Here is a 14,528-nt window from a genome sequence, read left to right as displayed (position 1 = left end):
TCCTTCGGCGGCCTGCGACGGCGCGCCGTTTATACGAGCGTTATCCTTTCGCGTCTCCGGGCCGACTGCAGGCAGGCTTCGAGCAGGCGCATATTGCGGAGCGCATCATCGGCAGGGAACGCCGGCTCCTTCTCGCCGGCGACGACGCTTGCGAAGTCGTCGACTTCGAGCCGATAAGCGTTGACGCCGTCCGCTTGAACGATGCGGGAGCCGCCGGTTCCATGGACCTCGAAGCCGGCATTATCCGCCCCGGTCAAGAACGCGTGCGGCACGAATATACGCCCGTCCGTGCCGACGATTTCGAGCGTCTGGCGAAATGCCGCCCACATGCCGCAGTCGAACGTCAGCGCGATGCCGTCCGAAAATTCGACCAGACCCGAGGCCATCATGTCGACGTTGTCGTGCTCCGGGGAAAACATCGCGTGGACGGTGACCGCCTCCGGCTCCCTGCCGACGATTAGCCGCGCGGCGCTGAGCGGATAGCAGCCTACGTCGTACAGCGATCCTCCGCCCCAATCGCTGCGATAACGAATGTTCGCCGCGTCGCTCGCATTGTTGAACGTGAACGCTCCGTTCAGGGCGCGCAGCGACCCGATTTCCCCCGAGCCGACGATATGCCGGATCTGTCCGATTCGCGGATGATGACGGTACATGAACGCCTCCGCCAGATGGACGCCCGATCGTGCGCAGGCCTCGGCCATCTCTGCCGCTTCCCGTGCCGTCAATGCCAGCGGCTTCTCGCATAGCACGTGCTTGCCCGCTTCCGCGGCGCGGATCGTCCACTCCCGGTGAAGATGATTCGGCAGCGGTATGTAGACGGCATCGATATCCGGATCCTCCATCAGCTCCTCGTAACTGCCGTATGCCCGGTCGATTCCAAATTTGTCCGCCGCGGCCTTCGCTTTGCTTATGTCCCGGCTGGCGACGGCCGCAATTACGCCCGTTTCTGAAGACTGAATGGCCGGCATCACGGCGTTGACCGCAATTCCCGCGCACCCGGCGATTCCCCAGCGCAGCTTCCTTTTCATAGCTAGCCACCTCTTTACTAATGCTGTAATATTGTCATTATAGGATCGCTACCAAGCACTGTATATGACATTATTTTGTATGCGATATAACGATATTGCTCCGGAGGATTTCGATGAGAACCCACTTGACGCTCCCGCTGATGGATCCCAATCCGTTTCTCATATTCCCTGAATCCGCGGGACGATACCTGAACGAACCGGATCACCGGGCGGAGCGCCCGGCCGATTCGTTCCCCTATTTCAACCTGCACTACGTCAAAGCGGGCGAAGGGTTCGTGGAAACGGACGGGCGCTGGCAACCCGTTTATCCCGGCGATGCATTTCTCTATTTTCCCAATCAGCCCCAAAGGTACCGAACCGGCGAGGAGCATCCTTGGGACGTTTTTTGGATGCATTTTTACGGCGATCGCCTGCCCGAGATTCTGACGGAACAGGGCTTTCGAAGATCCGTCATCTGGTCCACGCGCCAAGGAGACGCGCTCGAAGCGCAATTGGCGCATCTCATCCGCGAGGTCGACAACCCCAAGCTGCTCCACCCTTCGGCCCTCTCTACGGCAGCCTACGGCGTGCTCGCCGAATTTACGGTACAGGCGGTGCCCTATCGTTTCCGTAGAAGCCGAGACGCGCAGGGGCTCATCAGGGATTTGCTTCCCGCCATGCAGGACGCCGCTTGCGAGCCGTTTTCGCTGGAGTCGTGGGCGGCCAAAGCCGGCGTTACTCCCCATTACTTCTGCAAGCTGTTTCGCAAATTCACCCAGATGTCGCCGATGGACTTCGTCACGCAATGCCGCATACGACATGCCAAGCAGCAGCTGATGGACGACCTGGAGCGTCCGGTCGGCGAGATCGCGAGCTTGTGCGGCTATCCGAGCATTAGCTATTTCATCAAACGATTTAGGGAAAAAGAAGGCGTGACGCCGGCAGCCTATCGCCAGCTTCACGCCTTCCGTTAGAGGGCGTCATTCCAGAAACCAATCTTCACAGCTCCGACTTGCGATGAGCTCGGGATCGGACAGAAGGCCTCAACCGCCCAGTTGTATTTGGCTCCATGATTCCAAGAAACGATCGAACGAGGAATGCGACCCAGGGTGCCCGACAACCGAGGGAACGCCAGGCGCTTGCGCAGCTACTCATCTCCTTGTAAAAGCCCGCATTGACTTATCCTTTCCGATAGTCTAACTTGGAATTAATATGACACACGGGAGGCGCTCCGATGAAGGAAGTCCCTATGCCTTATATCAAGTCCAACCAGACCGGCATCGTTTTGTTCGCCGTTTTGTCTTTTTTCTTCGCCCCGCTGTGGATACTGGCCGTTCTGTGGCTGATCGAAGTCGTCGGCCTCGCGACGGGCGGCAAGTACAACTTATTTGTAAGAATCGCGAAGCCTTGGCTGAAGACGGCAGGCAAAGAAACGCAAGCGCTGGAGCTGGCCCGCTTCAACAATTCGCTCGCGGTCATCTTCCTGAGCTTGGCCGTCCTCAGCTTCTCGCTGGGCTGGACCGTCGCCGGGTATGCGTTCGCCGTCATGCTGCTGGCCGCCGCCGGGGCTGCCCTGCTCGGGTACTGCATCGGCTGCACGGTTTACTTTCAATACAAGCAATTCCTCGCGAGACGACGGATTCGTCATTCGTAAGCCGAATAGCCGACCTCATCCGTCAATCTTAATTTGTTTTGCGGGGTACGCTTATCGATGGCTCATCCGACAGCCGACACACCAGTCGTCACGCCAGCCGTCAGATGGGTCCCCGCCTATCGCCGGCGCGTCGCTCCTTCGCCGCAACGCCTGCAAATATACATCTAATTTCGATGTTCTCGATCCTTTTGAGCAGGATAGCTGCAAAGTGCATGTATTTCCCTCCATCCGCCCCATTTCCGACTTCAGCCTGTAATTTACCTGCACATTTGCGCATTTCATCAGGTACCATTGGCCGGCAGAAAATACATGTACAAATGCAGTTAATTCGACCCGGCAAACGTCCGAACAGCTTCGACACGCGGAAAGCGCGCTTACCATTCCCAATCGCTAGCCCTAAAAAGACCGCCGTTCCCCAAGCCATAGGCTTAGGTGAATCGGCGATCTTTTTACGTTCAATTATGTTCAATCCTTACCACAGATCAAGCCTCAAGCTCCAGTACCATGACGCCATACGCCGGCAGCTCCCGCTCGCCCGCCATCAGCTCATCCGTCAGCAGCTCGCGCGCGGCCTGCTTGAAGCGGATCGCCGCGGGCCGGTCGGCGTAGTTCAGCAGGAAGAGGTAGCTCCGCGCCCCATCAGACCGAATGCCAAGCTCGACCTCGGCCGGCGCATCCAGCAGATCGGAAGCCGGAGACGCGAGCCCCAGCGCATCGATCAGCGCATCGACGACCGGTTCGCTGTAAGCAGCCCCGTAATACCAGGCTTGCCCCTTGCCCGCCGCGCGCTTCGTCAGCGCAGGCGCTCCTGCGTAGTATTCGCTCGCGTACTCTGCTACAACCTCGGTGTCCGGATCTTCGACACGCAGCACTTCATTGAAGCCTTCCGCCTTCGTGCCGGCTGGCAAGCGGCCGTCCTTCCATTGCACTTGCGCAGCCGATACCGTGCCCTTAATTAACGTGAAGTCTTCTACGTTAATCCCGCAAAGCTCGGCCACCGGGCCGGGAAGGGGCCGCATGTAACAGTGGCCGTCGAGATTTTTGTACCCGGTGCGCGCGCCGAAAAAGAGCTGTCCGCCTTGATCGACGTACTGCGTAAGCAGCTTCGCGGTCTCGTCGCTCATGATCGCCGGATGCGGATATACGATCGCCTTGTACTTGGCCAGATCCGCAAGCGTCGTCGCCGGGCGCAGCGTGATCACGTCCGCGGGAATATGACGGTATTGCAGCTGCTTGTACCACGCCCCCATGCTCCGCCAGCGCAGCGGTCCGTGCCACTCGTCAAACTCTCCGTCCCATAGGTTGTCGTAATCCTGCATAATCGCGACGTCTGCCTGGTACACCGTTCCGGCCACCGCTGCGCCTATTTTCCGGAACTCGTCGCCGACCTGCGCAACCTCGCGCACTCTGCGATTGGGCTGGTTATGGTAGTCGTTGATCCCGTGCCAATAGATCTCGGTGCCGAACGTGGCCGTCCGCCAGCGGAAGTAGACGAGCAGGTCGGTGCCGTGCAGAACGGACTGATACGACCACAGCCGGATCTGACCCGGCCGGGGCGCGCTCATGCCGATTCGGTTCACCCAGCCGCCCGGCCCGGATTGCTGCTCCATGACGCAGAAGTTGGGCGACATCGATCGGACATTGGACAGGCTCATGCTCCAGCCGCGGTCCCGAAGCGGATTGTCGTCGTCCCCCGGGAAGATCGTCGAGAATTGCGGATACGAATCGTACGAAAAGAAATCGAGCAGCCGGTCCGTCAGTTCATGATTGTCCAGATGGCCGAACGTGCCGTTCGTCGTCACCCAGTGCTGCGGCGCAAGCTCGCGGATGATGTCGGCCTGCAGCTTCGCGAACGAGATCGTATTGTCGGAGATGAACCGCTTTTCGTCCAGCGCCAGATGCGGATTCGGCGATGGATTGACCATCGGCCGCGTGAGATGGACCTGCTCCCAATCGGTATAAGTCTGGCTCCAAAAGACGGTGCCCCACGCTTTGTTCAAGGCGGAGAGCGAGGCGTAACGCTCCTTCAGCCACTCGCGGAACGCGACATGATCGGCTTCTGCGTAGAAAACGTTCGTTTCGCAGTTCAGCTCATTGTCGATCTGCCAGCCGATGACCGCCGGATGATCCTTGTACGCCTCCACCATATTGCGTACGATGCGCTCGCAAAATTGCCGGTAGAGCGGGCTGCTATAGTTGTAGTGGCGCCGCATGCCATGCCGATATATAACGCCGTCCACGCTTGCGTTCAGCACCTCGGGATACTTGTGCGTCAGCCAGGCGGGCGGCGTCGCGGTCGGCGTGCCCAGAATAACCTGGATGCCATTCGCGTGCGCCAGGTCCAAGGCCCGAACGAAGAAGGAGAAGTCGAAGCGTCCCTCCTCCGGCTCCAGCATCGCCCAGGCGAACTCCGCCATGCGCACGACCGTAATGTTCATCTCCCGCATGCGGCGGAAGTCGTCTTCCCACAGATCCTCCGGCCAATGCTCCGGGTAGTAGCAGACGCCCAGCCGCAGTTCATCCATTCGGATCGATTTTGCCATCGCTTTGTTCGGCTCCCCTCGCTTATCGATACCTACATTTTAGAGGAGTCACTGCCGCGTTTAAATGACAAATACGTGCGACTTCTATTAAAATGTTGTTATCGGGACAACGACAACTGACCGATGTTGCCGCAATCTTACCTTCACCCTTTAAAATTCCGTGGATTGAGGTGCGTGCCATGCGCGAGCATATCTTCCTGCCGAAGCCCTTGTTTCCCAGGCATGTTTGCTTTCCGGATTTTATCGGAGGCTACAGCCATTTTCCGGAGCATGCCGTGAGCCGCGAATACCGGACCAAGGAGAGCCGTATGGACCGCCTATACAATTTGCATATCGTGCTGGACGGGAAAGGATATCTTGAGACGGACGGACAGCGCTACGAGTTGACGCGGGGACAAGGGTTCCTGTACGGCCCCGGCCTCAGGCAGGTGTACCGCTCCGATGCCGGCGAACCGTGGCATATCAGGTGGGTGCATTTCTTCGGCGAACGCCTCGAGGAGCTGCTCGACGGGAAGGGGCTCGACGGACCGTGGCTGTTCGCCCTGTCGGACCTGCCCCCTGTCGAAGCGCTGCTCGATCGATTGCTGGGGCTGGGACGGTACTACCAGATCGACGACGAATACAGCCTGGCCGGGACGCTTTATGAGCTGCTGGCCAGATTGCAGGAAACGTCGTCGCGATTGAACGTTCCCGCCAGCTCCGCCGCAGACCGGATCCGTACGGCAGCCAATTACGTGCGCGCCCGCAGCCGCGAGCCGTTTACGATTGAACAGGCGGCGGCGCTGGCCGGCTACAGCGCGCACCATTTCAGCCGCAAGTTCAGCGCGACGTTCGGAAAATCGTTTCCGGACTTCCTTTTGGAATCCAGGCTAATCCACGCGAAGCGCCTGCTGGCCTCCACGCAGCTGTCCGTCAAGCAAATCGCGCTGGAGACCGGCTTCTCGCAGGCGAGTTATTTCAGCTCGTGCTTCCGGCGTACGGAGGGCATGACCCCGCTCCAGTTTCGGAATCTGCATCTGACCGGTGCCGATTAACGGTCTTGCTGCGCGCCGCCGGTCACCCCTTCCGCATCTTTATGAGCCGAACGGGCCCGAGCAGCCCGCTCGGCTCCTGCTGCGCATAGGCGGACAGGAAGTCCCGCTGCTCCTTCGCCAGCGTATTCGTGACTTCCACGACCAGACGGTTTTTGCCTTTCCTGAGCAGGCCTGTTGCCTCCATCCGGTACGGGGGACAGATTCGTACGCCCGCTCGCTCGCCGTTGAGCCACGCCTCCGCCGTCTCGTACGCCTCGCCCAAATCGAGCAAAACCTCGCCGGCGCCGGATTCGTCCAACTCGAACTCGCCCCGCTCGGATCGGTCTTCGTCCCACTCGAAATCGACCTCGTAACGGATCGTTCCCGAGAATCGCGGCAACGCTTCCGGCCCGCTCATATCCGTCAGCCCGGTCAGCTTGCCCCATGCCGTAAACTGAGGGTATCGCTCGGCATCTGCGATGGATACGGTCCATTCGCCGCGCAGCTGGATCGTCGAGCCTACCGAACCTGCCGAAGAATTTGCTGAACTTGCCGAACTTGCCTCACCTGCGGAAGGTCGCGGAATTGCCGAATACGCCGTAAGACCGGAACCCTGAAGCACGATAACGGATTCGTACGGCTCGAGAACAAGCGAGATCGAAGTCCCTTTCCACGCGTTAACGCCGTTAATGTTAATGTCTTCGACGTTTAATCTGGTTAACCGGTTTATGAATGCATCGTAGGCATACACGTCGCCTTCGACGGGCAGCGCAACCTTGGTGCGAACAGTCCGGTTCGGATGCTCGTTAAAAAACATGAACGTCTCCAATCCGTCATGCACATAACGATAGCTCCGAAGATACGGCTCGTAGGCGTCGGCGCGGATATCGTAATGTCCGTCTTCGATTAACCCCGGCGCCAGCTTGTCCAGAGCGACTACACTCACGTTCGGATGTCCGGCAAGCAGCGACAGCTCGGCACTCACCTCATCGCCCTCGCTGGACCGGGCCGGCAGCCCTTCGACGAAACGAACGGCTACGCCCTGCCCGGCTAGTTGAACGACACGCCGGATCAAGGCCGCCGGCAGCGCCTCCGCATACGGTACGATCAGGCATGCGTAATCCTCCAGATGCACGCGCAGTCTGCCTTCGCGTACGCTCGAACCCTTAAGTAGCACATCGGCCGGAATGACATCACAATCGATTTGCCGCTGCATCAGCACTTTTACGGGCTTGTGAAAATACATCGCCGGCCCCGACCACTCGGCTTCGGCATGGTACAGGACTGCCGCGGTTGCCGCATGCCTGCCGCCGGACAGGAGATGGCTGATGCGGTTGGTATAGTCGTTTAAAATTTTGTAGTAGCGGTACTGCGGATTTTTCCCGTCCGCGTACAGATGCGGCGGGCAGTCCGGATCCGGGAACGCCTTTTGGGAAAAGGCATGGGGCACAAAGTAGTTCACGCCGCGCACGAGCATGTGGTCCGTGAGCCACTTCATCAGTTTGAGCCCTTCCGCCCAGCCGTAGGCGCCGAACACTTCGCACATTGTCCGCCCCTGTTTTTTCGGATCGATATGCGCGAGCGAGACGCCGAGCTTGGCCAGGCCATAGTGGAAAAACTCGCTGTCGGTCTCCCCCGCCGGCCAGCGGAAAGGCACTTCGTCGAAGCCTGGAACGATTTGCCATAGCACGACGTCGATGCCCGACATATGCTGTCCCGCGAGCGCGCGGAAAAAGTGTCCGGCCCCGGAGCCCAGCCTCGCGTGCACGTTGTTGTCCTCCAGCACATGCCCGATATATTCGACGCCGCGTTCGCTGCACCACGCGCCGATCTGATTGCAGAAGTTTTCCCCGTAAAGCTTGCTGACGATGTTCATATAGGCGTACCGCACGGCATGCGATCGTTCTCCCGCATCATGCCAGAGGAGATGCAGCCGCTCGCGGTAGTCGTCGCCCAGCGCCTGCGCCAGCAGCGCCGGCAGCTCGGCGCTCCAGGGGAGTACGATCCCTTGCTTGCCGGGCTTCGAGTCGAAGTCGAATGTCGTCTTGTCGTTGTAGAATCCAGGCTCGTCCGAGAAAAATCCGGCGAACGTCTTCCCGAAATCCGCTTTGTATCGAGAATAAACCGCCTCGTATACCGTATCGATCAGTACCCGCACGGAATCCGGATGCAGCGGGTTTATATAATCCGCCTGCGCTTGGCTGCCGCCGTCCTTGTTTTCCGATACGATAAAAACGCGCCAGTAGCCCTCGGGAATGTCCCAGTACAGGACCCCGTCTTGCACCAGGTCCGTGATGTCAACGCAGTCGGCGAGCAAAGAGCCTCCCGACGAATCCCGGCGTACCGCGACGACGGAGATCAGCTTGTTTTTACCGCTCGCGCTCCCCGGCGTCGAGACGGTCGGCCGGAGCCCGCTCAGCAGCAGCGTATCCAGCAGCAAGGACGCGCCGCGGGCTGGGCCGACGACATCGATATGGCGCTCGCCCAAGAATACGCGATGCAGCGCTTCCGGTGCGGCCTTGACCTTCCCCACCGCATGGCCCGTCGGAAAGTGATCGTCGTCGAGCAGCCATACCTTCATGCCGCGCTTGCGGGCTTCGTCCATCACGATGTCCATGTCCGCCCACCACTTCGGACCGAGAAAATCGGGATGCGGACGCGACTCGATGCAGACCGCCCCGATGCCGGCTTCATGCACGCGGGCCAGCTCTTCCCGGATCGCCCGCTCCTCCTCCCCGTGCTGCCACAGAAACGGAAGAATGTAATTTTGCCCTTTGCCTTCAAGCACTTCCTGAAGTCGATCATTCATTTTGTAACCCCCTGCTTCGCCTCATTAAAAAATCCGCCCGTCTTCGAGCCGGGCGGATCAGGATCTGCATCACCTGCAAACGAATTCCTTCTTCGATTACTTTTTCACTTTCTCGTACCAAGCCCTGGCGCGCTTCGTCACTTCTTCGCCGCCCGACTTGTTCCACTTTTCCACGAACTCGTCGAACTTGTCGATCGGGTATTTGCCGAGAATGATCTTGCTGGCGTATTCGATGAACAGCGTGCGGTTGTTGATATCCGCGTAGCCCTCGTAGACGCTGGCCGGCATGCCGTCTCCGGCGATGACCTTGGCGTATTTTTGCGCTTCCTGCATGTTTGCCGTTACCTGATCGGCGATCCACTTGCTGTCTGCGGACGCGGTGCTGTTGAACAGATCGGTCGTGAACGCAAGCGTAGCCGAGCTGGAGTACGGGTTCAGGATTTGATTTTCCTGGGTGCTCTTGTCGTCCGGCAGCTTGACGGCTTTGCCGTCCTTCATCGAATAATGCATGCCTTCCACGCCGAGGTACAGGTCCTTCCAGTTGTTCTTGTCGTACATGTTGTTCAGCAGCTTCAAGGTCGCCATCAGCTTCTTCTCGTCTTTGTTGTTTTTGACGACCCATTGCGGCGGACCGACGCGCTTCCACGTGTAGAAGCCGTCGTAGCCTTCAACCTTAGGAACTGGGAGTACGGAAAATTGCGCCTTCACGCCCGTGTTCTTCTGCAGATTTTCCAGGTTGAGATTCAACTGCTCGACCCAGTGGAAGTAGTTACCGGCCTTGTTCGACGTAATCTTGCCGTCCCACTTGGCTTTGTCGTTCAGCAGCGTTTCCGGATCCATCAGGCCGTCCTTGTACAGCTTGGCGATGAACGCCAGCGCGGCCTTCATGTTCGGCGTCACCGCGGCGTACGTCAGCTGGCCGTCGTACAGATCCCAGTCCGGATAGCCTTCGAACATCGCGACGCCGTACATCGCGAACAGATGGTCCATCCACCGCGCTTCCTGACGGCCGCCCGTCGGCAGCTCGTCCTTCTGCCCGTTGCCGTTCGGGTCCTTGTCCCTGAACGCCTCGAGCACCTTCACGTATTCGTCCTGGGTCGTCGGCATCGCGAGGCCCACCTTGTCGAGCCAATCCTGGCGGATCATGCCGGCGTACCTGCCGTAATCGACCGAGCCGGGAATGTAGTAGATCCGTCCCTGGCCGGTCGGATCGTTCGCCTTGACGATATCCCACATTTCCTCCGGGATGACCGCGAGGACGTTCGGCGCGTACTTCGGCAGCAGGTCGGTCAGATCGGCGATCGCGCCGTTTTTTGCCAGGCTGTCTTCGATGCCCTGCTGCGGCGTGAACAGGTCCGGCATCTCGTTCGCGGCGATCTTCAGGTTCAGCTGGTTCAGGTAGTTGGTGCCGCCGTTCCATTCCACATACGGGTTGATGACGCCTACGCCAAGCTTCTCCTTATACAGCTCGTACAGCTTGCTGCCTTTGTCGACCGGCTTGTAGCCGATGTTCGTCCCCCATACTTCGATATCGACGATCTCCGCGTCGCTGCCGGCTTGACTCTGCGCGGCTGGAGAAGAAGTTCCCTCGGCGGAATTCGAGCTTCCGCTGCAACCGGTTGCAGTGACGACCGCCAGCAGCGCGGCCGCCGACAGCAGCCCCATCTTTTTCATCTTCATGCGTTGCTCCCCCTTAAAATGGATGCGGAAATAATATGTTTAGGCGATTAGCCGCTAAACCTGAAGGCATATTTTACCCTTTTACCGAGCCGATCATGGCCCCTTTGACAAAGTACTTCTGCAAAAACGGATACGCCGCGACGATCGGGATGATGGCGAAAATGACGGTGACGGCCCTTAGCGTCCGTTCATTATAGTTCAGATCGGCCGACGACACCGCCCCCGACATGATGACGTTATCGTCGGTGATGAACTGCCGGATCTTGATCTGAAGCGGGAACCAATCCGGATTTTGCAGGAACAGGAGCGGATGCTGGAACTGATTCCACAGCACGACGCCGTAAAATAGCGCGAGCGTTGCGAGTACGGCCTTGGACAGCGGAAGCACGAATTGGAACAGCATCCGGAAGTACCCGCAGCCCTCCAGGAAAGCCGCTTCCTCCAGTTCCTTGGAAAACTGCTTGAAAAACGTTCGCATGATAATGAGGTTAAACGGATTCAGCACATGCGGGACGATCAGCACCAGCGGGTTGTTGTAGAGGCCGAGCCCACGCAAGGTGAGAAAATACGGGACGATCGGCGCCTTGAAAATCATCGCGACGACGACGCCGATCATCACGACGCCTCCCCAGCGGAACTCCGGCTTCGACAGCGGGTAGGCGAGCAGCGCCGTCATCAGCAGCGCCAGCACGGTGCCGATTAACGTCGAGCCGAGCGTCAGGGCGAACGACCGCCACAGGTCCGGCCGATCGATGATGTAGCGCCAGGAATCCAGCGTCAGTTGCTTGGGCCAGATGGTAACCAGGTTCATGTCGACGACGCTTTTGGAGCTTAGCGACGTGGCGACGACGGACAGGAGCGGGATGAGCGCGAGCGCCGACAACAGGATGAGCAGCACGGTGACGGCGGATACGAATACTTTTTCGCTTCTCGTTTCAGACACGTCTACCAGAGCCCCCCATCAGATACTTTTCTCGACAACCGGTTAAAGACGAACACGAGGATAAATCCGACCACCGACTGGAACAAGCCGACGGCGGTGGCGAAGCTGTACTGCGCCTGCTGGATGCCCGTCCGGAATACGTACGTGTCCAAAATGTCGCCGGCGCTGTAGGTCATCGGCGTGAGCAGGTTGAACACCTGATCGAAGCCCAGGTCCAGGAAGTTGCCGATCTCGAGGAGAAACAGCACCAGGACGGTCGGCAGGAGGAGCGGAAACGTAATGTGGCGAATCTGCCGCACCTTGGAGGCGCCGTCGATCATCGCGGATTCGTACAGCTGGGGGTCGATCGCGCTGATCGCGGCCATGTAGACGACCGTTCCCCAACCCGCGTCCCGCCAGATGGAGGTAATGACGTAGATGATCCGGAAGTACCCGCTCTCTTGCATCGCCAGCACGGGCTCATGCCCGAACCAGCCGAGGACGACGTTGAACAATCCGCTGAGCGAGAAGAAATCGAAGACAATGCCGGATACGATGACCCAGGACAGAAAGTGCGGAATGTAGAGCGCGGTTTGCACGCCCTTTTTCAGCGCCGACTTGCGGATCTCGTTGATCATCAGCGCGAGCAGCACCGGCACCGGGAACACGAGTACGATTTTGAGCAGTCCCAGCATTAACGTGTTGCCGAAGACGCGGGCGAAGTCGGGATGGTGGATCAGCGTTTCGAAATGCTTGAAGCCCACCCAGGGACTGTCGACGAATCCTTTGAAAACGGAGTAATCCTTGAATGCGATTACAGCGCCGGCCAGCGGAATGTATTTGAATAGGATCAGAAAAACGATTCCGGGTATCGCCATCGCGTACAACGGCCAATACACTTTCATCCGATGCAGTGCAGCTGTTCTCAACCTTGCCCCTCCTTGCTCCTGACTTGAATTCGCTTACAACTCAATGATATCCGCGGCGTCGATTTGCCTCAATCGGACAGAATCAAGGTTAAGCAGGGGCATTTTTAGGATTAAAAAATGGGCGATGCGGGCGATGTAGCTCCGGATAGAGCTACATCGGCGCGGCGAGCCGGGGGCATGGGCCATGTAGCTCCAGATAGAGCTAGATTGGCGCGGCGGGCGGACCGGATGCGTGATGTAGCTCCAGATAGAGCTACATCGGCGCGGCGAGCCGGGGGCATGAGCCATGTAGCTCCAGATAGAGCTAGATTGGCGCGGCGGGCCGGCAGGCTAAAGAAAACCACCCCGAATGGCGTGGTTGGCGTGGTAGATAAGATCACATATTAGGCTGCCGCTTGCGGTACTCCGTGGGCTTGAGGCCGGTCCATTTCTCGAACAGCCGCGCAAAATATTGGGTGTCCGAATATCCGACGCGCTGGCATATTTCATACACCTTCAGATCGGTCCGCTCCAGTAGCTCCTTCGCCTTGCCGATCCGGACCTTCGCCAGAAAGCTCACGTAGGTCTCCCCTGTTTTCTGCTTAAAAATCTGGCTCAAATAGATCGGGCTGATGTAGAAACGCGAAGAAAGGTCGGCAAGGCTGATCGGCTGATCGAAGTTCTCCGTCACGTAAGCCTTGATCTCGGCGATCAGGTCCTTTTTCTTCGGCATTTGATGCTCCCGCTTGAACGCGATAAGCGCCCCGATCGCCTGGACCGTCCATTCCTCGAAGCATGCGATCGTCTTGAACTTCGAGACCGCCTCCAGCGACAAAAGATGCCGTCCCAAAAAATCGGATTGCCGGAGCTGTTCGACCGACATCGTCCGCGCGCTCGACAGCAGGATATTGACGCACTGCAGCCTTAGATCTGCCGGACTCATGCCGGGCGCGGTCTCCATCTCGCTGAATATCCCGCGGATCACATCCGCGCATCCCGCTTCGTCCAAGTTTTCGATGCCAGCTTCCAGCTCCGCCATTCGTTCTGCGCCGATTGGCAGACGCTTTTCGTCCATACGGATATCGGGGTACGGAATGACGGCATCCGTCCCTTTGATTACCTTGTAGCCCAGGGCATGCCGTGCCTCCTCGAAGGACTCGCTGATGCCCGACGCGCGTCGGTGCACCGTGCCGATGCCGGCGGCAAAATTCAGCTTCAATTCGCGACCGAGCGCTTCCTTCAGCTGCCGGACGGATCCGACCAAATCGTCATAACCGATATCCTGGTCGTGGGCCGCCAGAACTGCGAACTGCGCGCCCGAATAGCGGAAGCGATACAAGCCTTTATACTTCGCCAAGGCCTGCTCGATGTGCCGGTAAACGGGCTCCAGCCCGGTTTCCTTCACGCGCTCGACACTTCCGTCGAACTCCATGAGGACGCATACGAACCGGGAGTGGTCCGCGGGCAGCCCGGCGAGGCGAAGGAGCTCCTCCGCGAGCTCTCCGTGGTCGGCGCCTATCTCGAAAATGTCCCTCAATGCGCTTTCCTGATTGCGATTGTGCACCTCCTGCTTGAGCGCGTCCACTTCCAGCAGCTTGTCCCGGTCCGCGCGAATCGACGCCAGGACCTGACGTACGCAATCCCGCAGCTCCTCCTCCTCGACGGGCTTGTTGATATAAAATCGCACGCCCAGCTGCATCGCCTGGCGCGCATATTCAAAGTCGGCATAGCCGCTCAGCAGGATGAACTTGGTCGGACTGCCCGCATCGATCAGCCTTTTAATCATATCCAGTCCGTCGGACTGCGGCATGCGAATGTCCGTAATCGCGATATCCGGGCGCAGCCGATGAATAAGCTCGTAGCCTTCCATGCCGTTGTAGGCGACATCGATCACTTCGCATTCCGGAATATGTCGGCCGATCATTTTCTTTAGTCCCGCCACGATACCCTTTTCGTCGTCTACCAGCACGATGTTCACGCGCTATCGCTCCT

The 14,528-nt window shown here is 58.7% G+C and carries 10 protein-coding genes; 3 read left to right on the top strand and 7 right to left on the bottom strand.

Annotation, left to right across the window (positions count from 1 at the left end; all coding sequences use genetic code 11):
* Nucleotides 1-29: 29 nt before the first annotated feature.
* On the bottom strand, nucleotides 30-1,028 hold the full coding sequence (locus KB449_RS01305) for a Gfo/Idh/MocA family protein (RefSeq protein ID WP_282906626.1): 999 nt from the start codon (nucleotides 1,026-1,028) through the stop codon (nucleotides 30-32).
* 113 nt (nucleotides 1,029-1,141) lie between these two features.
* On the opposite strand from KB449_RS01305, the gene KB449_RS01300 reads away from it, so the two are divergent.
* Nucleotides 1,142-1,981 carry a helix-turn-helix transcriptional regulator gene (locus tag KB449_RS01300; RefSeq protein ID WP_282906625.1) on the top strand — a complete coding sequence of 280 codons (840 nt, stop codon included), beginning with the start codon at nucleotides 1,142-1,144 and terminating at the stop codon, nucleotides 1,979-1,981.
* A 260-nt stretch (nucleotides 1,982-2,241) separates the two neighbouring features.
* Nucleotides 2,242-2,661: a DUF4395 domain-containing protein gene (locus KB449_RS01295; protein ID WP_282906624.1), complete on the top strand. Its 420-nt coding sequence runs from the start codon at nucleotides 2,242-2,244 to the stop codon at nucleotides 2,659-2,661.
* 482 nt (nucleotides 2,662-3,143) lie between these two features.
* On the opposite strand, the gene KB449_RS01290 is transcribed toward KB449_RS01295, so the two are convergent.
* Complete coding sequence (locus tag KB449_RS01290) at nucleotides 3,144-5,204, bottom strand: beta-galactosidase (RefSeq protein ID WP_282906623.1); 2,061 nt, start codon at nucleotides 5,202-5,204, stop codon at nucleotides 3,144-3,146.
* A 179-nt stretch (nucleotides 5,205-5,383) separates the two neighbouring features.
* Here KB449_RS01290 and KB449_RS01285 point away from each other — a divergent pair, with 179 nt between their 5' ends.
* On the top strand, nucleotides 5,384-6,238 hold the full coding sequence (locus KB449_RS01285) for a helix-turn-helix transcriptional regulator (RefSeq protein ID WP_282906622.1): 855 nt from the start codon (nucleotides 5,384-5,386) through the stop codon (nucleotides 6,236-6,238).
* 22 nt (nucleotides 6,239-6,260) lie between these two features.
* On the opposite strand, the gene KB449_RS01280 is transcribed toward KB449_RS01285, so the two are convergent.
* The 5 genes from KB449_RS01280 to KB449_RS01260 form a co-directional block, all read right to left on the bottom strand.
* On the bottom strand, nucleotides 6,261-9,026 hold the full coding sequence (locus KB449_RS01280) for a glycosylhydrolase-like jelly roll fold domain-containing protein (RefSeq protein ID WP_282906621.1): 2,766 nt from the start codon (nucleotides 9,024-9,026) through the stop codon (nucleotides 6,261-6,263).
* A gap of 96 nt (nucleotides 9,027-9,122) precedes the next feature.
* Nucleotides 9,123-10,706 carry a type 2 periplasmic-binding domain-containing protein gene (locus tag KB449_RS01275; protein ID WP_282906620.1) on the bottom strand — a complete coding sequence of 528 codons (1,584 nt, stop codon included), beginning with the start codon at nucleotides 10,704-10,706 and terminating at the stop codon, nucleotides 9,123-9,125.
* Nucleotides 10,707-10,779: 73 nt separating this feature from the next.
* Complete coding sequence (locus tag KB449_RS01270) at nucleotides 10,780-11,649, bottom strand: carbohydrate ABC transporter permease (protein WP_282906619.1); 870 nt, start codon at nucleotides 11,647-11,649, stop codon at nucleotides 10,780-10,782.
* A 2-nt stretch (nucleotides 11,650-11,651) separates the two neighbouring features.
* The gene (locus tag KB449_RS01265; protein WP_434082544.1) at nucleotides 11,652-12,533 is read right to left on the bottom strand and encodes an ABC transporter permease; all 882 of its coding nucleotides are present in this window, start codon (nucleotides 12,531-12,533) and stop codon (nucleotides 11,652-11,654) included.
* Nucleotides 12,534-12,933: 400 nt separating this feature from the next.
* Complete coding sequence (locus KB449_RS01260; protein WP_282906617.1) at nucleotides 12,934-14,514, bottom strand: response regulator; 1,581 nt, start codon at nucleotides 14,512-14,514, stop codon at nucleotides 12,934-12,936.
* Nucleotides 14,515-14,528: the final 14 nt, after the last annotated feature.

Source organism: Cohnella hashimotonis, assembly GCF_030014955.1.
In the GTDB taxonomy this organism is placed as follows: Bacteria; Bacillota; Bacilli; order Paenibacillales; family Paenibacillaceae; genus Cohnella; species Cohnella hashimotonis.
Note: the sequence above shows the minus strand (reverse complement) of the source record. Positions and strands in the feature narration are given on the sequence as shown.

Coding starts and splice junctions, on each gene's coding strand:
- KB449_RS01305 (WP_282906626.1), bottom strand. CDS start 1,028: ATGAAAAGGAAGCTGCGCTGGGGAATCGCCGGGTGCGCGGGAATTGCG.
- KB449_RS01300 (WP_282906625.1), top strand. CDS start 1,142: ATGAGAACCCACTTGACGCTCCCGCTGATGGATCCCAATCCGTTTCTC.
- KB449_RS01295 (WP_282906624.1), top strand. CDS start 2,242: ATGAAGGAAGTCCCTATGCCTTATATCAAGTCCAACCAGACCGGCATC.
- KB449_RS01290 (WP_282906623.1), bottom strand. CDS start 5,204: ATGGCAAAATCGATCCGAATGGATGAACTGCGGCTGGGCGTCTGCTAC.
- KB449_RS01285 (WP_282906622.1), top strand. CDS start 5,384: ATGCGCGAGCATATCTTCCTGCCGAAGCCCTTGTTTCCCAGGCATGTT.
- KB449_RS01280 (WP_282906621.1), bottom strand. CDS start 9,026: ATGAATGATCGACTTCAGGAAGTGCTTGAAGGCAAAGGGCAAAATTAC.
- KB449_RS01275 (WP_282906620.1), bottom strand. CDS start 10,706: ATGAAGATGAAAAAGATGGGGCTGCTGTCGGCGGCCGCGCTGCTGGCG.
- KB449_RS01265 (WP_434082544.1), bottom strand. CDS start 12,533: ATGAAAGTGTATTGGCCGTTGTACGCGATGGCGATACCCGGAATCGTT.